24 protein-coding genes and 1 other RNA gene are annotated in these 26,346 nt (G+C 37.2%); 21 read left to right on the plus strand and 4 right to left on the minus strand.

What is annotated here, in order from left to right; genetic code table 11:
• Positions 1-5: 5 nt before the first annotated feature.
• The 5 genes from tpiA (at position 6) to D1B32_RS13985 (ending at position 5,659) form a co-directional block, all read left to right on the plus strand.
• Positions 6-764 carry a triose-phosphate isomerase gene (gene tpiA / locus D1B32_RS13965; protein WP_095311305.1) on the plus strand — a complete coding sequence of 253 codons (759 nt, stop codon included), beginning with the start codon at positions 6-8 and terminating at the stop codon, positions 762-764.
• Entirely contained in the window at positions 761-2,299 is a 1,539-nt protein-coding gene (gpmI, locus tag D1B32_RS13970; protein WP_095311307.1) for a 2,3-bisphosphoglycerate-independent phosphoglycerate mutase, read from the plus strand. Before tpiA ends, gpmI begins: the two co-directional genes overlap by 4 nt.
• 245 nt (positions 2,300-2,544) lie before the next feature.
• On the plus strand, positions 2,545-3,831 hold the full coding sequence (eno, locus tag D1B32_RS13975; protein ID WP_095311309.1) for a phosphopyruvate hydratase: 1,287 nt from the start codon (positions 2,545-2,547) through the stop codon (positions 3,829-3,831).
• A 190-nt stretch (positions 3,832-4,021) separates the two neighbouring features.
• Positions 4,022-4,996, plus strand: a complete 975-nt coding sequence (locus D1B32_RS13980) for a nucleoside hydrolase (RefSeq protein WP_118889702.1) — start codon at positions 4,022-4,024, stop codon at positions 4,994-4,996.
• Between the two features lie 75 nt (positions 4,997-5,071).
• Positions 5,072-5,659, plus strand: a complete 588-nt coding sequence (locus D1B32_RS13985) for a nitroreductase family protein (protein WP_240033793.1) — start codon at positions 5,072-5,074, stop codon at positions 5,657-5,659.
• A gap of 172 nt (positions 5,660-5,831) precedes the next feature.
• On the opposite strand, the gene ptsP is transcribed toward D1B32_RS13985, so the two are convergent.
• Positions 5,832-7,544, minus strand: a complete 1,713-nt coding sequence (gene ptsP, locus D1B32_RS13990) for a phosphoenolpyruvate--protein phosphotransferase (RefSeq protein ID WP_118889703.1) — start codon at positions 7,542-7,544, stop codon at positions 5,832-5,834.
• Between the two features lie 144 nt (positions 7,545-7,688).
• A complete protein-coding gene (locus D1B32_RS13995; protein WP_095311318.1) occupies positions 7,689-8,600 on the minus strand; it encodes an alpha/beta hydrolase in 912 nt (303 codons plus the stop codon).
• A 165-nt stretch (positions 8,601-8,765) separates the two neighbouring features.
• Between D1B32_RS13995 and secG the strand changes: the two genes are divergently transcribed.
• The 8 genes from secG to D1B32_RS14040 all read left to right on the plus strand — a co-directional run bounded on the left by secG (position 8,766) and on the right by D1B32_RS14040 (position 17,636).
• Positions 8,766-8,999, plus strand: coding sequence for a preprotein translocase subunit SecG (gene secG / locus D1B32_RS14000; protein ID WP_095311320.1), 234 nt, complete (start codon positions 8,766-8,768; stop codon positions 8,997-8,999).
• 114 nt (positions 9,000-9,113) lie between these two features.
• Positions 9,114-9,860: an alpha/beta hydrolase gene (locus D1B32_RS14005; RefSeq protein ID WP_095311322.1), complete on the plus strand. Its 747-nt coding sequence runs from the start codon at positions 9,114-9,116 to the stop codon at positions 9,858-9,860.
• Positions 9,861-9,908: 48 nt separating this feature from the next.
• Positions 9,909-12,122 (plus strand): ribonuclease R, encoded by a 2,214-nt coding sequence (gene rnr / locus D1B32_RS14010; RefSeq protein WP_095311323.1) that lies wholly within the window; start codon positions 9,909-9,911, stop codon positions 12,120-12,122.
• A gap of 228 nt (positions 12,123-12,350) precedes the next feature.
• Complete coding sequence (gene zupT, locus D1B32_RS14015; RefSeq protein ID WP_095311325.1) at positions 12,351-13,157, plus strand: zinc transporter ZupT; 807 nt, start codon at positions 12,351-12,353, stop codon at positions 13,155-13,157.
• Positions 13,158-13,256: 99 nt separating this feature from the next.
• On the plus strand, positions 13,257-13,721 hold the full coding sequence (smpB, locus tag D1B32_RS14020; protein WP_095311327.1) for an SsrA-binding protein SmpB: 465 nt from the start codon (positions 13,257-13,259) through the stop codon (positions 13,719-13,721).
• 124 nt (positions 13,722-13,845) lie between these two features.
• Positions 13,846-14,186: a transfer-messenger RNA gene (gene ssrA / locus D1B32_RS14025) on the plus strand.
• A gap of 923 nt (positions 14,187-15,109) precedes the next feature.
• Entirely contained in the window at positions 15,110-15,475 is a 366-nt protein-coding gene (locus tag D1B32_RS14035; RefSeq protein ID WP_095311329.1) for an ArsR/SmtB family transcription factor, read from the plus strand.
• On the plus strand, positions 15,468-17,636 hold the full coding sequence (locus D1B32_RS14040; protein ID WP_095311331.1) for a heavy metal translocating P-type ATPase: 2,169 nt from the start codon (positions 15,468-15,470) through the stop codon (positions 17,634-17,636). Before D1B32_RS14035 ends, D1B32_RS14040 begins: the two co-directional genes overlap by 8 nt.
• Before the next feature lie 429 nt (positions 17,637-18,065).
• On the opposite strand, the gene D1B32_RS14045 is transcribed toward D1B32_RS14040, so the two are convergent.
• Positions 18,066-18,677, minus strand: a complete 612-nt coding sequence (locus tag D1B32_RS14045) for a YdhK family protein (RefSeq protein ID WP_095311333.1) — start codon at positions 18,675-18,677, stop codon at positions 18,066-18,068.
• 593 nt (positions 18,678-19,270) lie between these two features.
• Between D1B32_RS14045 and D1B32_RS14050 the strand changes: the two genes are divergently transcribed.
• The 3 genes from D1B32_RS14050 (at position 19,271) to D1B32_RS14060 (ending at position 23,937) form a co-directional block, all read left to right on the plus strand.
• Positions 19,271-20,659 (plus strand): sensor histidine kinase, encoded by a 1,389-nt coding sequence (locus D1B32_RS14050; protein ID WP_118889704.1) that lies wholly within the window; start codon positions 19,271-19,273, stop codon positions 20,657-20,659.
• Complete coding sequence (locus tag D1B32_RS14055) at positions 20,652-21,323, plus strand: response regulator transcription factor (protein WP_095311335.1); 672 nt, start codon at positions 20,652-20,654, stop codon at positions 21,321-21,323. The genes D1B32_RS14050 and D1B32_RS14055 overlap by 8 nt, the downstream gene beginning before the upstream one ends.
• A 406-nt stretch (positions 21,324-21,729) precedes the next feature.
• A complete protein-coding gene (locus D1B32_RS14060) occupies positions 21,730-23,937 on the plus strand; it encodes a copper-translocating P-type ATPase (RefSeq protein ID WP_095311337.1) in 2,208 nt (735 codons plus the stop codon).
• Positions 23,938-24,154: 217 nt separating this feature from the next.
• Here the strand turns inward: D1B32_RS14060 and sda are convergent, their stop codons facing one another.
• Complete coding sequence (gene sda / locus D1B32_RS14065; protein ID WP_095311339.1) at positions 24,155-24,331, minus strand: sporulation histidine kinase inhibitor Sda; 177 nt, start codon at positions 24,329-24,331, stop codon at positions 24,155-24,157.
• Positions 24,332-24,697: 366 nt separating this feature from the next.
• Between sda and D1B32_RS14070 the strand changes: the two genes are divergently transcribed.
• The 5 genes from D1B32_RS14070 (at position 24,698) to D1B32_RS14090 (ending at position 26,341) form a co-directional block, all read left to right on the plus strand.
• Entirely contained in the window at positions 24,698-24,958 is a 261-nt protein-coding gene (locus D1B32_RS14070) for a metal-sensitive transcriptional regulator (RefSeq protein WP_095311340.1), read from the plus strand.
• Positions 24,959-25,040: 82 nt separating this feature from the next.
• Positions 25,041-25,268, plus strand: coding sequence for a sulfurtransferase TusA family protein (locus tag D1B32_RS14075; RefSeq protein ID WP_095311342.1), 228 nt, complete (start codon positions 25,041-25,043; stop codon positions 25,266-25,268).
• Positions 25,269-25,329: 61 nt separating this feature from the next.
• Positions 25,330-25,695 (plus strand): rhodanese-like domain-containing protein, encoded by a 366-nt coding sequence (locus tag D1B32_RS14080; protein ID WP_095311345.1) that lies wholly within the window; start codon positions 25,330-25,332, stop codon positions 25,693-25,695.
• A gap of 15 nt (positions 25,696-25,710) precedes the next feature.
• Positions 25,711-26,007 carry a rhodanese-like domain-containing protein gene (locus tag D1B32_RS14085; protein ID WP_095311347.1) on the plus strand — a complete coding sequence of 99 codons (297 nt, stop codon included), beginning with the start codon at positions 25,711-25,713 and terminating at the stop codon, positions 26,005-26,007.
• A gap of 100 nt (positions 26,008-26,107) precedes the next feature.
• Positions 26,108-26,341: a glutaredoxin family protein gene (locus tag D1B32_RS14090; RefSeq protein WP_095311349.1), complete on the plus strand. Its 234-nt coding sequence runs from the start codon at positions 26,108-26,110 to the stop codon at positions 26,339-26,341.
• Positions 26,342-26,346: the final 5 nt, after the last annotated feature.

Here is a 26,346-nt window from a genome sequence, read left to right on the forward strand (position 1 = left end):
ATAAAATGCGTAAAAAAGTGATTGCTGGAAATTGGAAAATGAATAAAGTTTTATCGGAAGCAACAGCATTTGTTGATGATGTAGTTGGAAAAGTACCCAATAGTGATCAAGTAGAAGCTATTGTATGTGCGCCGTTTCCATATCTATCTTCCTTAGTGGAAAAAACAAATGGAACAAAACTTCGTGTAGCTGCACAAAATATGCATTTTGAAGAAAATGGTGCATTTACTGGAGAAGTAAGTCCTGCAATGTTGCAAGACCTTGGTGTAACACATGTTGTACTTGGTCATTCAGAGCGTCGTGAATATTTTGCAGAGACAGATGAAACAGTAAACAAAAAGACACATGCGGCATTTAAGCATGACCTTACTCCAATCGTTTGTGTTGGTGAAACGTTAGAGCAACGTGAAGCGAATCAAACAATGGACCATGTTGCAACTCAAGTTAAAAAAGCACTTGAGGGTCTTTCCGATGAGCAAGTAGCTAACACAATTATAGCTTATGAGCCAATTTGGGCGATTGGAACAGGAAAGACGGCATCTAGTGAAGATGCCAATGAAGTATGTGCGCAAATCCGCCAGGTAATTAAAGAAGTGACAACTGAAGATACGGCAGAAAAAGTTGTTATTCAATATGGTGGTAGTGTAAAACCTTCGAATATTGATGAATTACTTGCAACTTCCGATATTGATGGTGCATTAGTCGGTGGGGCAAGTCTAGAAGCTGAATCATTTCTACAGCTTGTGGAGGCAGGTACAAAATGACTCAAAATAAATTAGCTGCATTAATCATTTTGGATGGATTTGCGATCCGTGATGAAGTAATGGGAAATGCAGTAAAACAAGCAAGTACACCTAACTTTGATCGATATTGGGACAAATACGCCCATAATCAATTGATCGCAAGTGGAAACGCCGTAGGATTACCTGATGGCCAAATGGGGAATTCTGAAGTAGGGCATTTGAATATTGGTGCTGGTCGCGTTGTTTATCAAAGCTTGACTCGAGTGAATATGTCCATTGAGGAAGGTGACTTTTTCAAGGTCGAAGCTTTTCTAAGATCGATTCACCATGCGAAAACGAACGATAAGGCGCTTCACTTATTTGGATTGTTATCTGATGGCGGTGTGCATAGCCATATCAGTCATTTATTTGCATTGTTAAAGCTAGCAAAGGATAATGGTTTAGAAAAAGTATATATACATGCATTCCTAGATGGTCGAGACGTCGGCCCACAAACTGCAGGTGAATATATTGTAGAAACCGAGGATAAAATCCGTGAGCTAGGAATTGGTGAAATTGCAACCGTTTCTGGAAGGTACTATTCGATGGACCGTGATAAACGCTGGGATCGTGTTCAAAAGTCCTACGAAGCAATGGTTCATGGCAAAGGTCCAAAGTATAAAAACGCAATGGAAGTTATTCAGGATAATTATGAAAATGGAATTTATGACGAATTCGTTATACCTTCCGTTATTGTCGATGAGAATGATGAGCCTGTTGGACGAATTCAGGATAATGACTCAATTATTTTCTATAACTTCCGCCCTGACAGAGCAATTCAAATTTCACGTACATTTGCAAATGCAGATTTTCGTGATTTTGATCGAGGCGAGAATGTTCCAAAAGACTTGGATTTTGTAATGCTAACGAATTTCAGTGAAACAGTAGATGGTTTTGTTGCCTATGAACCGATTAACTTGGATAATACCGTTGGTGAAGTACTTGCTCAGAATAATCTAAAGCAACTGCGTATTGCTGAAACGGAAAAATATCCGCATGTAACCTTTTTCATGAGTGGGGGACGTGAACAGGAATTTCCGGGTGAGAAACGCATTCTGATTGATTCGCCAAAAGTTGCAACTTACGATTTAAAACCTGAAATGAGTGCCTATGAAGTAACGGATGCGCTTCTTGAAGAACTAGATAAAGGTGAACAGAATGCCATCATTCTAAACTTTGCCAATCCAGATATGGTTGGTCATTCAGGTAAGCTACAACCAACAATTGATGCTATTCAAGCAGTTGATCAATGCTTAGGAAAAATTGTTGACAAAATCGTGGAACTTGGTGGACATGCAATTATTACTGCCGACCATGGTAACTCCGATGAGGTTGTTACATTGGAAGGTAACCCAATGACTGCGCACACTACCAATCCAGTACCAGTTATCGTTACAAAAGATAATATTCAATTACGTGATGGTGGCAAGTTAGCTGATCTATCACCAACATTATTGGATTTACTTGATGTTGCCAAACCAGAAGAAATGACTGGAGAATCATTAATTATTAAATAAAAATAAAAATTAAAAGTAAAAAAAGAGGATGAAAAGGACCGAGAAGTTCGAGGCGGCGTAGCTCCCCGTACCGGAACGTATGCAATTAATACGTGAGGAACAGGCTTGCACAGGATGTGCTTACTTCTACGTTGCCCACAGGACGTGGACGTTCTTAGTAGAAGTTCCATTATCGCCAACGAAGAAATTCGACGTGTCATTTTCACCGGACTTTTTTACAACCCATAAAAAAAGGAGAGATTTACATGCCATACATTACAGACGTATACGCTAGAGAAGTATTAGATTCACGTGGAAACCCAACGGTTGAAGTAGAAATTTTTACAGAATCCGGAGCATTCGGTTCTGCGTTAGTTCCAAGTGGAGCATCGACTGGGGAATATGAAGCAGTTGAATTACGTGATGGTGATAAAGACCGTTACTTAGGAAAAGGTGTCTTGAAAGCAGTTGAAAATGTAAATGACATTATTGCACCAGAGCTAATTGGTCTTGATGTAACACGTCAAAACATTATCGATGCTTTATTGATTGACCTTGATGGTACTGAAAACAAAGGGAAATTGGGTGCTAATGCAATCTTAGGTGTTTCGATGGCAGCAGCTCATGCAGCAGCAAGCTACCTTGAAGTTCCTTTATATAACTACCTAGGTGGATTCAATGCAAAAGTTCTACCAACTCCAATGATGAACATTGTAAATGGTGGAGAGCATGCTGATAATAACGTAGATATTCAAGAATTTATGATTATGCCTGTAGGAGCTCCTACATTTAAAGAAGCATTACGTACTGGTGCAGAAATTTTCCATGCATTGAAAAAAGTACTAAGCGAAAAAGGTTTGAATACTGCAGTTGGTGATGAAGGTGGTTTCGCACCAAACCTTGGTTCCAACGAAGAAGCATTACAAACAATCATGGAAGCAATTGAAGCAGCTGGCTATAAACCAGGTGAAGAAATCAAGCTAGCGATGGACGTTGCTGCATCTGAAATCTATGAAGATGGAAAATACAACTTAAAAGGTGAAGGTGTTGTTCGTTCCTCTGAAGAAATGGTTGACTGGTATGAAGAAATGATTAACAAATACCCAATTGTTTCCATTGAAGATGGTCTTGATGAAAATGACTGGGATGGTTTCAAATTATTGACAGATCGTATCGGTGACCGTGTTCAATTAGTTGGAGATGACCTATTTGTAACAAACACGGAGAAGCTTTCTCAAGGAATTGAAAAAGGTATCGGTAACTCAATCCTGATTAAAGTGAACCAAATTGGTACACTAACTGAAACATTTGAAGCTATTGAAATGGCCAAACGTGCAGGATATACAGCAGTTATTTCTCACCGTTCTGGTGAAACAGAAGATGCTACAATCGCTGATATTGCCGTTGCTACAAATGCAGGGCAAATTAAGACAGGTGCACCGTCACGTACAGACCGTGTAGCGAAATACAACCAATTACTTCGCATTGAAGATGAATTGGCTGGTATGGGTGAATATGCTGGTCTAAGTGCATTCTATAACTTGAAAAAATAAAAAAGTATTGATAAGAGACGGAGAAATCTGTCTCTTATTTTTTTGCGGAAAGTTTCGATTAGAAACTTGACAAGTGATAAGCTTTTTAATTAATTCCCGCTTGTAAATGTTTACAAAATCCAAGCATAGATAAGTGTCCCCTGTAATACAGTTAACTAAATGTAATTATTATACAGAGAGGGGGGCTTACATGGCTAAAAAAGTATTGCTTTTCGGTGATATTGGTATTGACGATACAATTGCTATACTTTATGCATACATGAATGATGAAATTGATATTGTTGGGATGGTTGCTGACTATGGAAATATATCGAGGGAAAATGCTTTAGCAAATATCCAATATGTACGAAGCCTGTTCGACTCCGAGGAAATTGAAAATGTCAAAATCATTGTAGGTGCTGAAATACCAATGACAGGTGAACTGCCTGAATATGTTCCGGAAATTCACGGAGAATATGGACTCGGACCAATTATACCTGAGACGGATGGCCAAGACGGGGTCAGTGAAAATTTCCACGATATTGTTGAAATAATAGAACAATATCAGGATGAATTAGTCATTGTTAACATCGGTCGTTTGACATCACTTGCTACAATGTTTTTATTGTATCCGGATTTAATGAGAAAGATAAAAAGCTATTATATAATGGGAGGCGCATTTTGGGTGCCAGGAAATGTAACTGCTGTTTCAGAGGCGAATTTTCATGGTGATCCTGTTGCTGCTCAGTTGGTATTATCAAACACAAATAATAACGTTACAATTATTCCATTGAATGTAACCCAACAAGCAATCGCTACACCAGAAATGGTGGATTATATTGATCAGGTAGGCGAGCTACCAATGGTAAAAACGTTATTGGATTACTACTACGATTATTACAAGGAGAGGGATCCTAATATACAAGGTAGTCCCCTTCACGATGTCCTCACATTAATGGCGATTAATCAAGAAGATATGTTTACATTTCAACATTTACCTGTGCAGATTGTTCAGGCACGAGAAGGCACAGAGCGAGGTCAAAGCATAGCTGACATTCGACCATACAGTAATATGGAGGAGGAAGCAGAAGAGGAGATTCGAACCCATCGTATCGCTTTCGGACTCGATTATCCAAAGTTCTACACGCGTTTTATGACCGTTATGTCAGGTCAGCGATTCGACTAAATGTGATGCATAAAAGTGATATGAATTTTAATATCGCTTTTATGTTTTTTTATGCTAACCTAAAAGAATAAGAGGGTGATTACAATCGATATTTTAAAAACAATTAAAGAACGCAGAACCATTCATACATTTAAACAGCAAGAAGTTGATCAAGCACTATTGAAAAAAATATTTATGTATGGAACTTATGCCCCTACGCATTATATGAAGGAGCCATGGAGAGTTAAAATCTATCAAGGAAAAGGAAAACAGGATTTTGTGAAGGCAATTATTCAAAGCTACCAGCGGATAGGAATAATCAAAAAGGATAATGATCCGAAAACGGCGAAACTGATAGCCTCCATGACAAAATTTCTTTTGAATATTCCACATCATGCGCTTATTTATTTTGAAATAGAGGATGATCCCATTCGTTATGAAGAAGAATATGCAGCAGTATGTGCATTTATTCAGAATACACAACTTGCGGCATGGGAATTTGGTGTAGGCATGCTCTGGACAATAACTCCCTATATGCACGACAAGGAATTTTTGAAGGATATTGAACTCGATTATATGAAAACAAAAATTGCTGCAGTAATGCAAATTGGCTACCCGAAAAAAATACCGCATGTTAAAGAGAGGACCCCGATTGAAGAAAAGCTGACTTTTATTGAAAAATAATAATCAATTGAGACATGGGTTCGACATTTTTCCAAACAAAGCTCTTGTCCAATCCGAAAACGTGCTTGCTTCACCATAAAAAGCGATCCCACAGCTCAAAAATGCTTTCCCATCCTAATGTAATCAATTAAAAAAGTGCTCAGACTAAAAGTCTGAGCACTTCATCAAAATCTTACTCTGTTTTTTCTTTAATAAATTCTACAACTTCTTCAGCAGTTCCCATAGCTAGTATCTCTTCTTTATAGGAAACCATTTTCTCTTTAGAAAGGTTACGAATTTGCGTACGTGCAGGTAAAATGGATGTAGCACTCATACTGAACTCGTCCAATCCAAGCCCAAGTAAAATTGGAATTGCAATGGAATCTCCAGCCATTTCTCCACACATACCAACCCATTTACCTTCTTTGTGCGCTGCTTCGATAACCGTGTTTACTAGGTTAAGGATTGCAGGGTGGTATGGCTGATATAGGTAAGAAACCTGTTCATTCATTCGGTCTGCAGCCATTGTATATTGAATTAAATCGTTTGTTCCAATACTAAAGAAATCTACTTCTTTGGCAAATTGTTTAGCAATTACAGCAGTTGAAGGGATTTCTACCATGATTCCAACTTCGATATCATCGGAGACCTTCACACCGTCTGCTACTAAAGCTTCTTTTTCATCAAGAAGAATTGCTTTTGCTTGACGGAATTCTTCTAATGTTGCAATCATCGGGAACATAATTTTTAAGTTTCCAAACGCACTTGCACGCAGTAGAGCACGTAACTGTGGACGGAAAACTTGCTCGTTATCTAAGCAGAATCGAATTGCACGGTACCCTAAAAATGGGTTCATTTCTTTTGGTAAGTCTAAATAGCTGAGCTCTTTATCTCCACCAACATCCAATGTTCTTACAACAACGGGCTTATCACCCATTTGCTCAAGTACAGATTTATATGCTTCGTACTGCTCGTCCTCAGACGGTAGCTCAGATTTACCCATGTACAGGAATTCTGTTCGGTAAAGTCCGACACCTTCTCCACCATTATTTAATACTCCATGTACATCATCAGGCGTACCGATATTACCTGCTAGCTCAACTTGTTCGCCGTCGCTAGAGAAAGTAGGCTCGTCTTTAAGCTTCGCCCATACTTCTTGTTGTTTTGCATAAGCTTCTTGTTTATTGCGATACGTCTCTATTTCTTCTTCAGTAGGGTTAATAATAACATTACCTTCAAGTCCGTCTACAATAATGATGTCGTCTTTTGCTACAGTAGAAGTAATATCCTTTGTACCTACCACGGCAGGAATTTCAAGTGATCTTGCCATAATCGCAGAGTGAGAAGTACGACCACCGATATCGGTAGCAAACCCTTTCACGAACTCACGATTTAATTGAGCAGTGTCTGATGGTGTAAGGTCATTTGCAATGACGATTACTTGCTCGTTTATTAGAGCTGGATCAGGGAAGCTTGCCCCTAATAGATGTGCAAGTACGCGTTTTGTCACGTCCCCGATGTCAGCAGCGCGTTCGCGCATATATTCATTATCCATTGCTTTAAACATATCAATGAACATCGTTGCAACTTCATCTAATGCAGCTTCAGCATTTACTTTTTCAGTTGTAATCTTGTCCTTCATCGGATTGACAAGCTCAGGATCACTAAGAACTAATAGATGTGCAGAGAAGATCTCAGCATGTTCTTCATCAATCTCTTTTCTTGTATGCTCTTTAATTCTTTCTAACTCTTGTTTTGAAATTGCCAAAGCTTGGTCTAGTCGTTCTACCTCTTGTTCTGTATCTTCAATTGTTACCTTTTCAAACGATAAATCCGGCGCTTTCAATTCATAAGCTTTTGCAATTGCAATGCCGGATGATGCAGCTATTCCCATTACTTTCTTCATGATGCTAGAGTCCATCCTTTCAAATTAAAAGAGTATTAGAAAACGTGGCGTTTGGCCAGGTTTCCTGAGTGGATGTCTTATTTGCCCAAAAACGCTCCATATACATTTTACCTTCATGTAAATGCACATGCAAGTAAATGATTGTTACAGATGTAGCACAATCCATTTGTTAATATCAGCAAATATTTCCATGCGATTAATTTCATTTAATATCTCATGTCGCCCATCAGGATAGAGCATGACTGTAATGTTTTCTAGCCCTGCCTTTTCGTATATGTTAGCAGTTTTCCAAACGCCTTTTGCATAATCGCCAACAGGGTCAGCATCACCACTAATGATTAGCATTGGAAGATTTTTGCGTATCAATTGATTCTGTTTCTTGTTTTGCATGGAAAGTATACCGGAAAGTAAATCATAGAAGAATCTTCCCGTTGGAATAAAACCTGAAAATGGATCGTTTACATAATCCTGAACAATTGCTTCATCTCTCGAAAGCCATTCAAACCCATTCTTTTTATCTTTGATTTTCTTATTATTGCTGCTAAAGGAAAGGTAATTCATGAGGTTAGATTGTCCTTTAGGTGGTAAGGTTTTTGAAAGTGCTTTACCTAGGGTGGATGTGACAGTCGAGAAATACCCGGTACCAGATAACACGACACCATCAATTAGGTGACTATGGATTTGAAGATAGTTTCTTGCTAAAAATGATCCCATACTGTGACCAAAGAGAAAAATTGGCGTGTTTGGATGATCGTGCTTAATATGCTTCGTTATTTCATAAAGGTCATTAGTTGCTTTTGAAAAACCGTCCTGATCTGCAAAATAACCTTGTAATCCTTGTTTTTCACCTGTTTTTCCATGTCCTCTATGGTCATTACCATACACAAAAAATCCTTTCTCAACTAAATAATTGGCAAATTCATGATATCGTTCAATATGCTCCACCATTCCATGTGCTAACTGAATCACTGCTTTTGGTGTTGTATCTGTGGTATACCATTTCTTTACATAAATAGCAGTATTGTCTTCCATTGATAGCCAACAAGTGTGTTCCATTCAAAATCCCCCCCACGTTTTTCTACTATTTATATTTATATTAGAAGGAATTTATCATTTCGTCTAAATTTAAAGCAAATTTAACACGATTTATCTTGCTAGTTTTAAGAGAAATATGATAAAGTAACATGTAGGTATTGTCGGTGCAGGAGGAGGTCGTGAAACATGGCAAGTGTTGTGACTATATTATTAGTAATTGATGCAATTGTGATGATCGTTTTAGTACTATTACAGTCGGGAAAAAGCGCAGGACTATCCGGAGCTATATCTGGTGGTGCAGAGCAATTATTCGGTAAGCAAAAGGCACGTGGGATTGATTTAATTCTCCATCGTGGAACGATTGTTACTGGCGTATTGTTCTTTCTATTAGCTTTTCTAAGTGCATATGTATTACAATAGAAAGTAACCCCTTGTCACGAGTTAGTGATAAGGGTTTTTTAATTATAGATGTTGTATAGTTATACATAAAGGGAAAAGTAATAAGAAGACCGTGCAAGGAGATGTCGCAGAAAAATGAAAATCAAATTACCACAACCATTTACGTTTGAAGCAGGACCCCGTGCTGTTCTATTATTGCACGGGTTTACAGGACATACCGCAGATGTAAGGATGCTCGGCAGGTTTTTAGAAAAGAAAGGCTATACGAGTCACGCACCAATTTATAGAGGGCATGGTCTACCGCCGGAGGAATTGATAAAATCCAATCCAGACCAGTGGTGGGAGGATGTTAACCAAGCATTACAGCACTTAAAGGATCTTGGCTATGAAGAGATTGCTGTAGCAGGTCTTTCACTTGGTGGTGTCTTAGGGTTGAAGCTTGCTTATTCAACGAGCATAAAAGCAATGATACCAATGTGTGCTCCGATGTTCTTCGATAATGAAACACAGCTATCGCAAGGATTTAAAGCCTTTTCTAAGGAATTTAAGCAATTAGAAGGAAAAGATGAAGCTACGATTGAACAAGAAGTGGAAAGACTTGTTGAGAATTCGAAGGAACTTTTTGAAGGATTAGGTAAAACCATTTCAGAAGTGAAAGATAATATTGACACCATTTACACACCGGTATTTGTCGTGCAGGCAAGACAAGATAAGATGATTAATACGGAAAGTGCAACATACATTTATGAAAATGTTGAATCAGATGTCAAAGAGCTGACATGGTATGAAGATTCTGGGCATGTTATTACGTTGGACAAAGAGAAAGAACAATTACATGAGGATATCTATCAATTCCTAGAAAGCTTGGATTGGAAACGATGATTAAATAGGACTAAAAAGTGGAACAATAGAAGGAAAGAGGGTGAGCAGATGAAAGAAAGAATACTTGAATTTTTTAAAGAAAATGATAGGAAGCCATTAGCAGTAGAGGAAATTGAGCAAGAACTTGGGATTGAGGACGCTGTTGATTTTAAGGAGCTTGTAAAAGCGCTAAATGCGCTCGAAGAGAACGGTGATCTCGTTCGAACACGTAAGAATCGTTTCGGCCTGCCAGATAAAATGAACCTCGTTAAAGGGAAAATCCAAATGCATGCAAAGGGATTCGCTTTTTTAATTCCTGAGGATGAAGACGCAAAGGATGTCTATATCCATGCGAATGATCTTGGCTCAGCAATGAATAATGATAAAGTCCTCGTGCGTTTGGAAAAAACAGGTACTGAGGGAAATCGTCCTGAAGGAAAGGTAATCCGAATATTGGAACGTGCGGTTATTCAAGTTGTCGGAACCTTTGAAGACAATCGTGCATTTGGTTTTGTTATTGCCGATGATAAAAGGATTCCTAATGATATTTTTATACCAAAGAGCAGTTCACACGGAGCAGTTAGTGGGCATAAGGTTATTGCGCGTATAACGAAATATCCAGAAGGAAGAATGAGTGCAGAAGGGGAAATTATTCATATTCTAGGGCACAAGAATGATCCTGGGATTGATATCATTTCCATTATATATAAACATGGGATTGCAATTGATTTTCCAGAAGAAGTATTAGAGCAAGCAACGAATACGCCAGACACCATTGCACCTGAAGAATTAGAGGGCAGACGAGATTTGCGTGATGAAATGATTGTGACCATTGATGGTGCAGATGCGAAAGACTTGGATGATGCAGTAACTGTTAAGCAATTGGAGAATGGTAACTACAAGCTTGGCGTATACATTGCAGATGTAAGCTATTATATAAAAGAAGATTCGGCAATGGATACGGAAGCATATGAACGTGGTACAAGTGTCTATTTGGTTGATCGAGTTATTCCAATGATTCCACACCGACTATCGAATGGGATATGTTCATTGAATCCGCAAGTAGACAGACTTACGCTTGGTTGTGAGATGGAAATTAACGCTAGTGGACAAGTAGTTAACCATGAAATTTTCCAAAGTGTGATTAATACAACGGAGCGAATGACGTATTATGATGTGAATCAAATCTTAGTAGACAAAAATCCAGAGCTTCGTGCTAAATATGAGTCTCTTGTACCGATGTTTGAAGACATGGAAAAGCTAGCATCAATATTACGTTCGAAACGTATGGGACGCGGTGCAATTGATTTCGACTTTAAAGAAGCAAAGGTACTTGTTGATGAAAGTGGAAAACCGACTGATGTAGCTATTCGTGAACGCTCTGTAGCAGAACGTTTAATTGAAGAATTTATGCTGGCTGCAAATGAAACTGTTGCGGAACATTTCCATTGGTTGGATGTTCCATTTATTCACCGAATCCATGAGGATCCAGATGAAGGGAAATTGGAGAAGTTTTTTGAATTTCTCGCAGGGCTTGGCATTTCTGTTAAGGGAACTGCAAATGAAGTGCACCCACAAGCATTACAGAAGGTGCTGGAGTCCATCGAAGGTGAGCCAGAGGAAATGATTGTTTCCAAATTAATGCTTCGTTCCATGAAACAAGCAAAATATGATCCACAAGGAATCGGCCACTTTGGACTAGCGACTGAATTTTACACCCATTTCACATCTCCAATTCGGAGGTATCCAGATTTGATTGTCCATCGTTTAATCCGCACGTATTTGATTAATCAGCAGATGGACAAGGATACTCAGAAGCACTGGAAGGAAAACCTACCTGAAATTGCGCGACATACATCTGAACGAGAACGAAGAGCGGTTGATGCAGAGCGTGATACAGATGACTTGAAAAAAGCAGAGTTCATGAAGGACAAAATTGGTGAGGAATTCACTGGTGTCATTAGTTCGGTTATGAATTTTGGAATGTTTGTCGAGCTTGAAAACACCATTGAAGGTCTTGTTCATGTTAGCTATCTAACGGACGATTATTACCATTTTGATGAGCGCAGTCATGCATTAATTGGAGAACGAACTGCAAACATATATCGGATTGGCGATGAGGTTGAAGTAAAAGTGGTCAGTGTCAATACAGATGAGCATACAGTTGATTTTGAATTGGCAGGAGCAGGCTCTCATAAGAAGCAAAATAGAAAATCAAGACCACCCAAAAAGGTGCTCCAATCAAGTAAAACAAAACCAAAGAAGAAGAAAAAGAAGAAATGAGCCTTTACAAGTTAGGCTCATTTCTTCTTCTGAATTGGACAAAGCAGAAGTAGGCTTACAAAAATATGTTATTGACACCTTACAGGTCGTTTTGTACACTACTTATAAAACTGTCGCAATTTTATATGAATGCAATATTATTTTTCTGCATAAAATTACAACGCATGCATTTGCCTCAATGTGATAGCAAGTGCTAAGTTTTTCTAATTGAAGTTTGGAGGATTTTGGATGAATGATGTACTTCTTGCTTTCCTGTTAACATTATTCGCGGGACTTGCAACTGGAGTAGGAAGTGTACTTGCTTTCTTTGCTAAAACGACAAATACAAAATTTCTATCATTTGCTTTAGGATTATCAGCCGGGGTTATGATTTATGTATCGATGGTTGAGATATTTTTTAAAGCAAAGGACGCCTTAACAGCATCCTTGGGCGAAACAGAAGGATATTGGTTTACGATTATTGGATTTTTCGCTGGGATGCTTTTCATCGGTCTAATTGATAAATTTATACCTAACCATAGCAACCCCCATGAAGTAAAAAAGGTAGAAGATATGGAAAAACCAGGGGCAGCTCTGAATGATCCAGCCTTAATGAAGATGGGAATGTTTACAGCGTTGGCTTTAGCTATTCATAACTTTCCAGAGGGAATTGCAACATTTGTTTCTACACTACAGGACCCAACGATTGGGATTGCTATTGCAGTAGCTGTTGCCATTCACAATATACCAGAGGGAATTGCTGTATCTGTACCAATTTATTACGCAACTGGTGATCGGAAAAAAGCTTTTAAGCTTTCCTTTTTATCAGGACTTGCAGAGCCAATCGGAGCACTTGTAGCAATTCTGATATTAATGCCTTTCTTAAGTGATATTCTATTTGGAATTATTTTTTCCATGGTAGCAGGAATTATGGTGTTTATTTCCTTAGATGAATTGTTGCCTGCAGCGAAACGATATGATGAGGCGCATCTATCCATTTATGGTGTGATGACTGGGATGGCAATTATGGCGGTGAGTTTAGTTCTGATGGCTTAATGTTTGGGCTTGTTTCGTTATAGTTAGGTGTTCTTATTGGAATCGCAGCAGATTTCTGATAAAATAAAGTTCTATGTAAGTAGTAGGAGGAACACTCGTATGCCAAAAGGACAAGGAAAAACAATCGCGCAAAATCGAAAAGCATCCCATGATTATTTTATTGAAGATACGTATGAAGCAGGAATTGTATTACAAGGCACAGAAATCAAATCACTACGTAATGGCCGAGTAAATATAAAAGATTCCCACGCAAGAATTGATCGCGGTGAGGTCAAATTGATTAACCTTCATATTGCAGAATATGAGCAAGGAAATCGATTCAATCACGATCCGACACGGACACGTAAATTACTTTTGCATCGGAAAGAAATCGATAAATTAATTGGTCTGACACAGCAACAAGGCTATGCGCTTGTTCCCTTAAAAATCTATATTAAAAATGGCTATGCTAAGATTTTAATCGGATTAGGAAAAGGGAAAAAGAAATACGACAAGCGTGAAGATTTGAAGCAGAAGCAAATGAAACGTGATGTAGACCGTGCAATAAAAGATCATATGAGATAAATCGTAGTAGAGCCTGTAAATTCTACCAGCCCTTGAAATTTGCTCAGATTCTGCTATAATAGACAATGTATCACAATTTAATAATGCTCAATTATCCTAGAGCGTTTCTCTTAAATGGGGACGTTACGGATTCGACAGGGGTAGTTTGAGCTCAGGTCGCACGTCGAGGTTACGACTCGTAAACCGTTATTCGCCTAAATATAACTGGCAAAGAAAACAATTACTCTTTAGCAGCTGCGTAAGTAGCACTAAAGGATCCTTCCTGTCACTCGCCCGTGGTGCAGATTGAAGGGTCTCAACTGAAGCGGGCTATGCTGGTATCCTCCGTCTGAGGATCTCCAGGTGAACTGAATCAGACTAGCTATCTGAAAGCCTGTTGATAGGCTGCAGGATTAGCGAATGATAATATATCAACTACGCGTGTAGAAGCCTGAGTGCCGATATCTCTGGACGTGGGTTCGATTAGTAATTTAGTCGCCTTTTGTGGTAACACAAAAGTGATAACTCGGCTTTATCGGTGAAACCTAAGTTGTATTTGATGCAATAAGGCAATACCGAGTGGTATGTGGAGCAATCCAACAGCCATCTATCGACTTATAGGCTGCCAATATGGTAGTACTAGGATACGAAATTCTACCAAGCGTGGTAAATTTACATTTCGTATAATACGCCGAGAAACCTTAAAAATTAGGTTTAAGATATAGTCAGTGCCATGACGAAAGCATGGAAGAGCATGTCCCACCGTCTCCACCAATACATAATGTTGGTGGTTTTTTGCCTTTTCAAGAAGTTTGGTTATTCTATAGATTAAAAAAATGTTCTTCAAATAATAGTTTACTTCTTAACATAGATTCATTATATTTACCGTTTCTCGGAGTTACGGAATCATATTTATTTAGCATTGGCATGGATCTTCATCAGTCCCTGAAATGACTCATCTTGAATTAGAGCTCACGGGGGATGAGTATCTTCAAATAGAGGAAGAACTTGCAAATCTTGAGATTCACGGAAATCGTACAGATGAAGATATTGCCAAATTGAAAGATCTTTAAGGTATTAGAAACAAGGAAGCAGTGATTCTGCTTGCTTTAAAATTAAAACACATATCATGCAGAGCAAATTCTGATTATATTTGAGAATTTAATACGAAAAGGTGTTATGTATCTAAACAATTATTAATCAATTAACAATACTTGAGAACACATATAAAGTACCATTCCCCAAGTAAATAATACTAAGACCATCCGTTAAGTTTCATTCTTATAAAATAAACAAACTGTATTCTTATGTTTATTATTCAAATAATCATTTGACTATTTGAATAAAGTTGCATATATTAATAGTGAATCTATATTCAAATATATGTTTGAACAAGGGGGTAAGATATCATGGTGAAAGATATTTGTGAAGTTACGTGTATTAACGAAGATAAAGTGTCAAGAGCTAAACAGCATCTTACGGAACAAAATCCGATGGAAGTAGCTAAAATTTTCAAGGCTTTGGCTGATGATACTAGAATCAAGATTGCTTATGCTTTATCGTTAGAAGGTGAGTTATGTGTTTGTGATGTGGCAAATATTATAGGTTCTTCAATGGCCACGGCATCCCATCATTTAAGATTACTAAAAAACTTAGGCCTCGCAACATATCGAAAAAAAGGAAAGCTAGTCTTTTATTCATTAGACGACGAACATGTTAAACAACTTATAGAAATAGCCTTTCAGCATCAGAAGGAGGCTATTAAAGTTGAATGATCCAGTAAAATCCGTAACGGAACATAAACATGTTTATCGCGTTGAGGGGTTCTCCTGTGCGAATTGTGCAGGAAAGTTCGAAAAGAATGTAAAACAGCTTCCAGGCGTAGAGGATGCGAAAGTCAATTTTGGAGCTTCCAAAATTAATGTTTTTGGAAATACAACTGTCGAAGAGCTGGAAAAAGCAGGTGCTTTTGAAAATCTTAAAGTAGTTCCTGAAAAGCTTGGAACACATACTTCACATGCGGTTGAAAGGGAGAACAAAGAAGAGAAAATCCCCTTTTATAAAAAGCATAGTACATTACTTACGTCGGTATTGTTTCTTGTTTTTGGATACCTATCTCTATATATGAATGGTGAAGGAAACATTGTGACGACATTATTATTTTTAGCATCGATGCTGATTGGAGGTTTATCCCTTTTTAGAGTCGGTTTACAAAACTTAATTCGCTTTGAATTTAACATGAAGACCCTTATGACAGTAGCTGTTATTGGCGGAGCTATTATTGGCGAATGGGCAGAGGTTGCTGTTGTTGTTATTCTCTTTGCAATCAGTGAAGCACTGGAGCGATTTTCAATGGAAAGAGCAAGACAGTCGATTCATTCCTTAATGGATATCGCTCCCAAAGAGGCTTTCGTTAGACGTAATGGGCAAGAATTAAAAGTTCATGTAGATGATATTGTTGTAGGGGATATTATGCTTGTAAAGCCTGGACAGAAAATTGCAATGGACGGTATAGTCGTAAATGGCTATTCTGCTGTCAATCAAGCAGCTATTACAGGTGAATCAGTTCCTGTTGAAAAATCAGTTGATGATAACGTATTTGCAGGTACATTAAATGAAGAAGGAATACTTGAAGTAAAAATTACAAAGCTTGTTGAAGATACAACCATTGCTAAAATTATTCATCTGGTAGAGGAAGCGCAAGGAGAACGGGCACCAGCACAAGCTTTTATCGATAAATTTGCGAAATATTACACCCCGATCATCATGATCGTCGCAGCATTAGTTGCGATAGTACCGCCTCTACTCTCTAATGGTAGCTGGGAAACATGGGTATATCAAGGATTAGCCGTTCTTGTTGTTGGTTGTCCATGTGCACTTGTTATATCGACTCCGATTTCTATTGTCTCAGCGATTGGAAATGCTGCCAAGAAAGGTGTTCTTGTAAAAGGTGGAGTATATTTAGAAGAAATGGGTACCTTAAAGGCAATTGCATTTGATAAAACAGGAACTCTAACAAAAGGAGTTCCAATTGTAACAGATTTTGAAGTGCTGTATCAACAAATTGAAGAAAAGGAACTGCTTTCTATTATTACAGCATTGGAAAACCGTTCGCAACATCCGCTTGCTTCAGCAATTATGAAAAAAGCAGACCAAGAAAATATCCCTTACTCAGAAATAATGGTAGAAGACTTTTCTTCGATTACAGGTCGAGGTATTGAAGGCTCTGTAAATGGAACGACTTATTATATAGGAAGTCCACAACTTTTCAGCGAGTTATTTGTTTCTGATTTTACTCAAGCATTCGAAGACAAGGTTAATTATCTTCAGAATCAAGGGAAAACGGTCATGATTATTGGGACGGAACAAAATATTCTTGGCATTATTGCAGTTGCTGATGAAGTACGTGAAATAAGTAAAGAAGTGATTCAAAAGTTAAATCAGTTAGGCATCAAAAAGACAATTATGTTGACTGGCGATAATAAAGGTACTGCGGATGCAATTGGTGCACACGTAGGCGTATCTGATATTCAGTCAGAATTGTTGCCGCAGGATAAATTGGATTATATGAAACAATTGAGGTCAGAGTTTGGTAAGGTGGCTATGGTAGGAGATGGTGTTAATGACGCACCTGCATTGGCAGCATCAACCGTTGGTATTGCAATGGGAGGAGCTGGTACTGACACAGCTCTAGAAACGGCAGATGTTGCTCTTATGGGAGACGACTTAAGAAAGCTTCCATTCACTGTAAAACTCAGCCGAAAAGCGCTAAATATAATTAAAGCTAACATTACTTTTGCAATTGCGATTAAGTTTATTGCCTTATTATTGGTTGTGCCTGGCTGGTTAACGCTTTGGATTGCCATCCTTTCAGATATGGGCGCGACCATCCTAGTAACGTTAAATGGTTTACGACTTATGAAAGTGAAGGATTAAAGACAGGGAAGCTCTCCATTGGAAGCGACCGTCCCCGAAAGTTAGAGCAGAAAATCTAACTTTTGGGTTATTTTTGATAGGAGAATTATTGAGAGTGCAGTGTTCCCCGCAGCTTTTTCTTGTTCTGTTCGTTTTCCCTTGAAAGAATGCATTGATTACTGCTAGTCAAGTAAAAGTTAAATATATCTCCTTTTATTGAAAAATAATAGATTTCTAATCTCTACTGGTATCCTTATTGATCCTCTATCGTTTAATATCATTTTATTTTCTATAGTATCTCCGATTAATTTTTGTTGATTATAGGTAAATTTAACTTCCTTAATAAAAACCAAACAAAAAATATACTCCAACAAAAAATGGTTGCAATCATTGATTTATGATGATTGCAACCATTTTTGTGTCCTGTTTTTCTAATGTACTTATAAGAACTCATTCTACAGGTGATAATTCACTTTCTGTTACCCATTTATGGTTCGTTACTTCTTCTCCACCTGTGGTCGGAACGAAATCAACCATATATACCGTAGTTTCTTCAGCAGAGTCAATTTTAGCTACTGCCCCATCCATACCTTTCATATGGTCGGCATTCATTGTTACTTCAGTACCTTCTTCTAATGGAGCATCGTCTGGATTTTCTAACTCTTCATGAATGACCCATTTATGGTCAGTAACTTCCTCTCCGCCAGTTGTTGGGGTATACGAAACAGTATAGACTGTTGTATCATATGCACCCACAATAGTCGCTTCAGCACCTTTCATACCTTCCATATGATCTGTCTCTATCATTGCTTGACTTCCAACTTCATATGTTGGATTTTCAGCTTCTTCTAAACCCTCAGGGACTTCTCCTGTACTGGACATATTCATTTCAGAATGATCCATACCTTCATGTGAATCAGACTCCGATTCCATATCATTTTTCTCCTCCGTATTTGATTCTGTTTCTGTACCTGTGTTTTCTTCTGTTTCATTTGCACATGCTGACAATAACAGTACGGCAATCATAGAAACAATACCGATTATAAGTTTATTTCTTTTCATTTTAAATATCCCTCCAATATTCTAGTTACTATTTAATCTACCCTGTAAATTTGCATTTTATTTGCAGATTCACAGCTAGAGAGAAGAATAAGCTAAAAGGCACAGATATAATAAAATGAGAATTTCATTCTGCAAACTTTCTTGACTAATTTTCTATATACTTATTTTAATAATAAAAAATGAACTTGATGCATCGTTATCGTTCCATTTGGCCAATGGTATGTATCATAATAGCTTAGTTAGGTTTAAGATATATTTAATCAGAAACTATTTTTGTGGAGAAATTAAATCTAAAATAATCTTAAAAGGAAGATTTGCAAGAGGCGAAAGAGATAAATAAGAAACTGAGCGTTTGAAATAGGTCTAAAGTATTGATTTTGTCGGGATAATTACGATCTGCACAAAAAATGGACACTTTTTAAATAAAATACATAGACCATCATTATCATTTAAAGATAGACAGTGCTTATACAGAAATCAGTTAAATAAAATGTGGTTGATGTATTTGCCATATCCCAAAAAATCGAAGGAGCTTTTCTTTTCCTAATTGGTATACTAGATGCATTAACCCATATGTAATAAAGGAGTCTTGAATGTTAAATAAACTATCCTTAAAAATTGGATTATTGTTTTTTGTTTTTATCTTGATTGTTGAAATTTTCCTGTATTTCATTTTGTATACGAACCTGGTAAATGAACGGATTGAAGAAGTGATGGATAATCTTTTGTCTCGTGGAAATACACATCGCGATGTTTTAGAAGAAAATTATAATCAATCGACATTAGAACACGTTGCTATCATGGAATCCGAATCCAACTTTGCTGTGGTAATAACAGATGCATCTGGTAATGTAATCACTGAATCGGATCCAATTGACGGGGAAATGCTAGATGTTATTCAACATACGGATCTAAATCAAATACCCTTAGAGGGAAGCATATTAGTAGAAGGGTGGACAGAGAAAAAATATATTGCAACGGACAGTCCTATTACGATAAATAGGGAACACCAAGGACATGTATTTATGTTTTCTGATACAGATCATATCAGAAAAATTGTTGATCATTTAAGCCATCAATTCTTAATTATTGGACTGCTAACACTCCTTCTGACAGTCGTAACGGTTTTTATACTTTCGAGGCTGATTACAAACCCATTAATTAAAATGAAAGAAGCAACCGAACAGTTGAGCAGAGGTAGGCACAGGGTGGAGTTACATACGGATCGCAGCGACGAACTAGGAGACCTGGCTAATTCAATTACAAGACTTTCAAACGATCTAGAACACTTAAAAAAATATAGAAATGAATTCTTGGCTAGTATCTCCCATGAACTACGAACTCCCTTAACTTACATAAAAGGTTATGCTGATATAATTAGTCGTGATGATGCGTCGGTTGAAGAAAAGAAAGAGTATATTGAAATTATTCGGGAAGAAACTGAACAGTTAACGGTACTAGTTAAAAGCTTATTTGATCTGGCAAAAATGGATCAGAATAAATTCATAATCAAAAGAAGGAATATAAATTTTGAACCACTAATTCATACGGTTACAGAACGCATACGACCTGCATTCGAGGAAAAATGCCTTATATTATCAGTCAATTGTCCAAGCCAGATTATCGCATATGTTGACCCAGATAGAATCCAACAGGTGCTCTTGAATATATTGGACAATGCAAAAAAACATAGTTCACAAGGAAACCGAATTTCAGTAAATATATCTCAAAATCAATATGAGATTATAACGATTATTTCAGATGAAGGAGAAGGGATTCCAGAAGAAGACTTACCTTATATATTTGAGCGTTTATACCGTGTGGAGAAATCTAGATCTAGACGTAGTGGTGGAACAGGATTGGGATTAGCCATTGCAAAAGAAATTGTGGAATCCCATGGTGGTAACATTGAGGTGAAAAGTAAACAAGGTGTTGGCACTAGCTTTATGATATCGCTGCAAAGAGGTGACATAGTTGAATAAGGTCTTACTAATTGATGATGAAAAAAGAATGGTAGATTTATTAGCATTGTACTTAAAGCCACATCATTATTTATGTTATAAAGCGTATGGGGCAAAAGAAGCTCTATCAGCTATAAGAGTAGAAACATTTGACATCATTCTGCTTGATATTATGATGCCGGAAATGAATGGGTGGAAGCTTTGTAAAGAGTTAAGACGTTTTTCAGGGGTGCCAATTATTATGGTGACTGCACGAGATCAAAAGGAGGATATTGTGAAAGGATTGAAACTCGGTGCAGATGATTATATTACGAAACCTATTAATGAAGAGGAATTATTAGCAAGAATGGACGCATTGTTACGAAGAATAAAGCCATCTAGTCATATTAACGTACAGGGTCTTATATGGAATGAAGACCGGTTTGAACTGACCTATAAAAATAACCCTATAAAATTAACACCAAAAGAATTTTTTATGGTTGGCCACTTAATGAAAAATCCGAATCGTGTTTTCACTAGGGACCAGCTAATTGACTTGATTTGGGGATTTACTTCTGAAACAGAAGGAAGAACTGTGGACTCACATGTTAGAAATGTAAGAGAAAAAATTCGTCAGGCTGGTTTTCCAATCGATGTGTATTTTAAAACTGTTTGGGGTGTTGGGTACAAATGGGTTCATAAATGATACTACAAAAGTTGCTCAATGAGTAGATTACGTGCATTGAGCAATTTTTTTCAGATTTTCCGAACGAGAAAGCCCACTGTCTTTAGATGTGGGATGAAAGTGAGGTCAAATACGGAGTGGTATTAAAAACTGAAGGCTTGTACAACTTCAAGTGTTTAAAATTCCTTGAAATTCTTTTCTTGAAACCCATATATAAGTAATTTTTAAAAACGAACTATATATTTCCCAAAGTTACGCAAATAAACAGATTCTCGAAAAGTGCACAGAATTTGCATAGAAACTTAATAAATCAACAGGTTTATACAGGTTTATATCATACCTAAGGGGGGTAAAGTATAGTATTGCAAGGAGATAGAATAAGATATCTAAAGTCTCCTTAAACTAGGGTGAATAAGGAGTGAAAACAATGGAAAAGCAAAGTAACGGAAAGAACAAACGCGATGATGACCAAGAAGGACACCACGAACAAAGTCATTCACACCATCATTATGGCAGATATGATAAAGGTCATGAGACACAAAATCATGTCAAACATGATCACTATAATGGTGGAAATATGGATCATAATCAACATGTACATGCTGATCATGAACACCATTTACATGAAGGGCATGAGAACCATAATGATAACGAACACAACCATCACGGAGAACATGGGGGTGGTCATTCAGGACATCATGAACATATGATTGAAGATTTTAAGAAACGCTTCTGGGTATCTTTAGTGCTGACAATACCAATTTCTTACTTATCAGAAATGATTCAAATGCTTTTTGGATATGAAGTTAACTTTACTGGCCATACATTGTTATTATTCCTGCTATCCACGATTGTTTTTTTCTATGGTGGTAAACCTTTTTTATTAGGTGCTTGGGATGAATTAAAAACGAAGGCGCCTGGTATGATGATGCTCATTTCTTTAGCTATTGTAACGGCATATGTTTATAGTACATTGACAGCCTTTTTTATAAAAGGAAGCGATTTTTTCTTTGAATTAGCGACGTTAGTTGTCATCATGCTCGTAGGACATTGGATCGAAATGAGATCCATTATGGGCGCTTCAAAAGCATTAGAAGAGTTAATCAAACTTATGCCAAAGGAAGCACATAAAATTAATGAGTCTGGAAATATTGTAGAAGTTTCTGTTGAAGAACTCGTACCAGGCGATCAAATTTTAGTTAAATCTGGAGAGAAAATCCCCCTTGACGGAGAGATTTTCGAAGGAGAATCCACTGTTGATGAATCGATGCTAACAGGTGAATCAGTTCCTGTTGAAAAGCATCCTGGGATGGAAGCAATTGGTGGAGCAGTGAATGGTGAAGGTATATTAAAAATTCAAGTAAATAAAACAGGTAGTGAAACATATCTATCTCAAGTAATTCAATTAGTCAGTGATGCTGAAAAGACCAAATCAAAAGCGCAAGGATTTGCCGATGTTGCTGCGAAATGGTTATTCTATGTTGCTGTAGTTGTAGGGATTATTACGTTAGCTTATTGGATAACGACAGGTGATTTTGAATTCGCATTAGAGAGAATGGTTACCGTCTTGATAATCGCTTGCCCGCATGCACTAGGTTTAGCAGGACCATTAGTTACTTCAAGATCAACTTCCATTGCTGCTAGGAAAGGGTTGTTAATACGTAACCGTACACAATTTGAAAGTGCTTGGAAAGTAGACCGAATTGTATTTGATAAAACTGGTACGCTAACAGAAGGTAATTTTGGAGTAACTGACGTACATCCAAGTGAAGGAATAACTAAAGAAGATTTATTGAGGTTAGCATACTCCGTTGAAGTACAGTCGGATCATCCAATAGCAAAAGGAATCGTAAAAGAAGGAAAAGAACGTAATTTAGAAGTATATGAGGTAAAAGATTATCAAAATCTAACTGGTAAAGGTCTTGTTGCGAAAATAAAGGATGAAGAAATAGCTGTTATCAGTCCAGGTGCAATGAGATCAAATAACATCTCATTTGATGAGAAGACCTATGAAAAACTTGCAGCACAAGGGAAAACTGTTGTTTTCGTTCTAAAAGATAATGTGCTGCAAGGGATGATTGCTTTAGCTGACATTATTCGAGAATCTTCATTTAAAGTAATCAAGGAATTAAATAATCGTGGTATCGAAACGATCATGATGACTGGTGATAATAGTAAGGTAGCAAATTATGTCGGTGAACAGCTTAGAATGGCAAAAGTCATTGCAGAAGTATTACCACATGATAAATCAAGCAATGTTAAAGATTTAAAACAAGGCGGCAAAATAGTAGCGATGATTGGTGATGGTATTAATGATGCCCCTGCCTTGGCAGAAGCAAATTTAGGGATAGCTATCGGTGCGGGGACAGATGTTGCAATTGAAACTGCTGATGTAATATTAGTGAATAGTAATCCAGTAGATATTTTAAATATCTTTAAATTGTCAAAAGCGAGTAGTCGAAAAATGATGCAAAACTTAGGTTGGGCTGCTGGATATAATATTGTTGCAATTCCACTGGCAGCAGGTGTTTTGTATAGTATAGGGATTGTGATAACTCCAGCAATTGGAGCAGTGGTGATGTCATTAAGTACCATTATTTGTGCAATTAATGCCCAGTTGTTAAAGATAGACTAGTTCATAATAAAAGACTAGGGTAAGCATAAAAGAATCAAAGTATGCTTGTTGTATCTATAAACTAATGCAGCTTATCATTTGTGGTAGCGTTGCGCACAATCAAGCGCGAAACGCTACCTTTTTTCAGCCTAAACTTAAGGCCAATAGGATTCTACTTCCGATTTCAGCATCTTGTAGGTTACAGGGCTACAGGGCGATGAAACTTAGACTGTCCAGGTTACTTTTTATAAATATTTTTCGCGTCTTTAGTATGCGTAAATTTTTCTCCCCTTTCTGCCCGTTCCTTTATTTCATTTTTTAATGTTGTGCAAAAATCTTGATCCAACTTTAGTTTGATTGCCTTTCTCAAGGATTCCTCTAATAGTTCATCTGACAAATGTTTTAGACTGTTCAATGATCTTTACCTCCCATGTTTGCATTTTTTAATACCTTTGAATCTGAATAATCGGAAGTAGAATCTACCAAAAATAATACAAAGTGGGACAAGCAAAGACAAAAATTTGACAATAACTGCGTAGATTAATTATTTTTCGGGTTTCGTTTTTGCTTTAGGTGAACATGGATTTTATCAAGTACATCTATGTATACCAACAAATGGTGACGATATATGAAGAAAAACGTCGAGGCATGCTCATATATTATGGCGGAGGTATCATCGGCACTGTATTCAGATAAAGGTGTCACTATTGACATTATACCTGGAAGGGTATAATATAGTGCTTGCCTGCTATGTATCGAATAACAAAAAAGGAGCATACCGATGGAATACAATGATCAAATCAAAAATAGAGTAAAGCGTATGGAAGGGCAACTTCGAGGAATTTTAAAAATGATGGAAGACAACAAAGATTGTAAAGAAGTTATTACACAGTTGTCAGCCGTCCGTTCGGCAGTAGATAGAACAGTAGGTGTAATTGTAAGTTCGAATTTAGTTGAATGTGTTCTTGAAGCTGAAGAAAATGGAGAGAATACGGATGAGTTAATAAAAGAAGCTGTCAACTTGCTTGTAAAGAGCAGATAATATTTAGGAGTTGACATTCTTTTTTTTATCTTATAATATACCCATAGGGGTAGAGGTAAAATAATTGATTGGAGGATTTAAAATGAATGTAGATAAAGTATTAGATGCAAAGGGACTGTCTTGTCCAATGCCAATTGTAAAAACAAAAGTCGCTATAAGCGAACTAGAAGAAGGTCAAGTATTAGAGGTTCATACGACTGATAAGGGAGCTAGAAACGATATTCCAGCATGGGCTAAATCAGGCGGACATGAACTTCTGAAACATGAAGAGGAAAATGATGTGTTAAAGTTTTGGATAAGAAAAAGGTAATTTTTTACATTAATAAATACCCATGTAGGTATATATTGGGTGGAAGGGAGAGATAGAAGGTATGGACTTTGTAATGTATATTATTATTGCAGCTTTCTTGTTTTTTATCTTGCAGCGAGTTCTACCTGCAAAAGGTATGAATCATATAGCAGCAACTGATTTAAAAAGGGAACTAAATAAGAAAGAAAAGCAGTATATCGATGTCCGAACACCAGGAGAATTTAAAAGAAATCACATCAGCGGATTTAAAAATATACCACTTCACCAACTTTCTCGAAAAGCGGATAAAGAGCTTTCGAAGGAAAGAGAAGTTATTGTCATTTGTCAAAGTGGAATGAGAAGTTTAAAGGCCGGAAAGGAACTAAAAAAATTAGGTTTTACAAAAGTAACAAATGTAAAAGGTGGTATGAACAATTGGATTTCATGAAAAGGAGAAATTATGATGAAAGAAATTACAGCAAAGGAAGTTGAATCGTTAATAAAAGAAAGAAATGCATTAAATATTATTGATGTGCGTGAAGTAGATGAAGTAGCTGAAGGGAAAATACCAAATGCCGTGAACATCCCAATTGGAGCAGTGGAGTCTCGAATCCATGAACTAGACAAGTCAAAGGAATACATTATGGTTTGTCGTTCTGGAGCCAGAAGTGGCAGTGCTACCGAATTTCTTGAAAGCCAAGGTTATCATGCCATAAACATGCAAGGTGGAATGCTCGCATGGGAAGCAGATGTGGAATGATGTTGGTAATTCCAATACCCATAATGGTATAAATAGATTATTATAAATGGATTTAAGAGAACTAAATACTATTTTTAATGGATTAAGGAGAGGTTTAAATATGAATAAAGTAATAGTATATACAACAACCCAATGTCCGTACTGTGTCATGTTAAAAAATTTTTTAGCGGAGCAAAATATCTCTTTTCAGGAAGTGAATGTTGAAACAAACCCCGATATGATGCAAATGTTGGTTAATACAACAGGGCAAATGGGAGTACCGCAAACGGAGGTTAATGGTCAATGGATTGTAGGATTTGATCCAAATAATATTAAGAAAGCATTAAAAAACTAGGAGGA

Origin of the sequence: Oceanobacillus profundus (assembly GCF_003515705.1) — a bacterium.
Lineage (GTDB): Bacteria > Bacillota > Bacilli > Bacillales > Amphibacillaceae > Oceanobacillus > Oceanobacillus profundus.

What these genes read in the sequence shown, in the direction of transcription:
- tpiA (WP_095311305.1), top strand. Translation starts at nt 6, where the DNA reads ATGCGTAAAAAAGTGATTGCTGGAAATTGGAAAATGAATAAAGTTTTA.
- gpmI (WP_095311307.1), top strand. Translation starts at nt 761, where the DNA reads ATGACTCAAAATAAATTAGCTGCATTAATCATTTTGGATGGATTTGCG.
- eno (WP_095311309.1), top strand. Translation starts at nt 2,545, where the DNA reads ATGCCATACATTACAGACGTATACGCTAGAGAAGTATTAGATTCACGT.
- D1B32_RS13980 (WP_118889702.1), top strand. Translation starts at nt 4,022, where the DNA reads ATGGCTAAAAAAGTATTGCTTTTCGGTGATATTGGTATTGACGATACA.
- ptsP (WP_118889703.1), bottom strand. Translation starts at nt 7,544, where the DNA reads ATGAAGAAAGTAATGGGAATAGCTGCATCATCCGGCATTGCAATTGCA.
- D1B32_RS13995 (WP_095311318.1), bottom strand. Translation starts at nt 8,600, where the DNA reads ATGGAACACACTTGTTGGCTATCAATGGAAGACAATACTGCTATTTAT.
- secG (WP_095311320.1), top strand. Translation starts at nt 8,766, where the DNA reads ATGGCAAGTGTTGTGACTATATTATTAGTAATTGATGCAATTGTGATG.
- D1B32_RS14005 (WP_095311322.1), top strand. Translation starts at nt 9,114, where the DNA reads ATGAAAATCAAATTACCACAACCATTTACGTTTGAAGCAGGACCCCGT.
- rnr (WP_095311323.1), top strand. Translation starts at nt 9,909, where the DNA reads ATGAAAGAAAGAATACTTGAATTTTTTAAAGAAAATGATAGGAAGCCA.
- zupT (WP_095311325.1), top strand. Translation starts at nt 12,351, where the DNA reads ATGAATGATGTACTTCTTGCTTTCCTGTTAACATTATTCGCGGGACTT.
- smpB (WP_095311327.1), top strand. Translation starts at nt 13,257, where the DNA reads ATGCCAAAAGGACAAGGAAAAACAATCGCGCAAAATCGAAAAGCATCC.
- D1B32_RS14035 (WP_095311329.1), top strand. Translation starts at nt 15,110, where the DNA reads ATGGTGAAAGATATTTGTGAAGTTACGTGTATTAACGAAGATAAAGTG.
- D1B32_RS14045 (WP_095311333.1), bottom strand. Translation starts at nt 18,677, where the DNA reads ATGAAAAGAAATAAACTTATAATCGGTATTGTTTCTATGATTGCCGTA.
- D1B32_RS14050 (WP_118889704.1), top strand. Translation starts at nt 19,271, where the DNA reads ATGTTAAATAAACTATCCTTAAAAATTGGATTATTGTTTTTTGTTTTT.
- D1B32_RS14060 (WP_095311337.1), top strand. Translation starts at nt 21,730, where the DNA reads ATGGAAAAGCAAAGTAACGGAAAGAACAAACGCGATGATGACCAAGAA.
- D1B32_RS14070 (WP_095311340.1), top strand. Translation starts at nt 24,698, where the DNA reads ATGGAATACAATGATCAAATCAAAAATAGAGTAAAGCGTATGGAAGGG.
- D1B32_RS14075 (WP_095311342.1), top strand. Translation starts at nt 25,041, where the DNA reads ATGAATGTAGATAAAGTATTAGATGCAAAGGGACTGTCTTGTCCAATG.
- D1B32_RS14080 (WP_095311345.1), top strand. Translation starts at nt 25,330, where the DNA reads ATGGACTTTGTAATGTATATTATTATTGCAGCTTTCTTGTTTTTTATC.
- D1B32_RS14085 (WP_095311347.1), top strand. Translation starts at nt 25,711, where the DNA reads ATGAAAGAAATTACAGCAAAGGAAGTTGAATCGTTAATAAAAGAAAGA.
- D1B32_RS14090 (WP_095311349.1), top strand. Translation starts at nt 26,108, where the DNA reads ATGAATAAAGTAATAGTATATACAACAACCCAATGTCCGTACTGTGTC.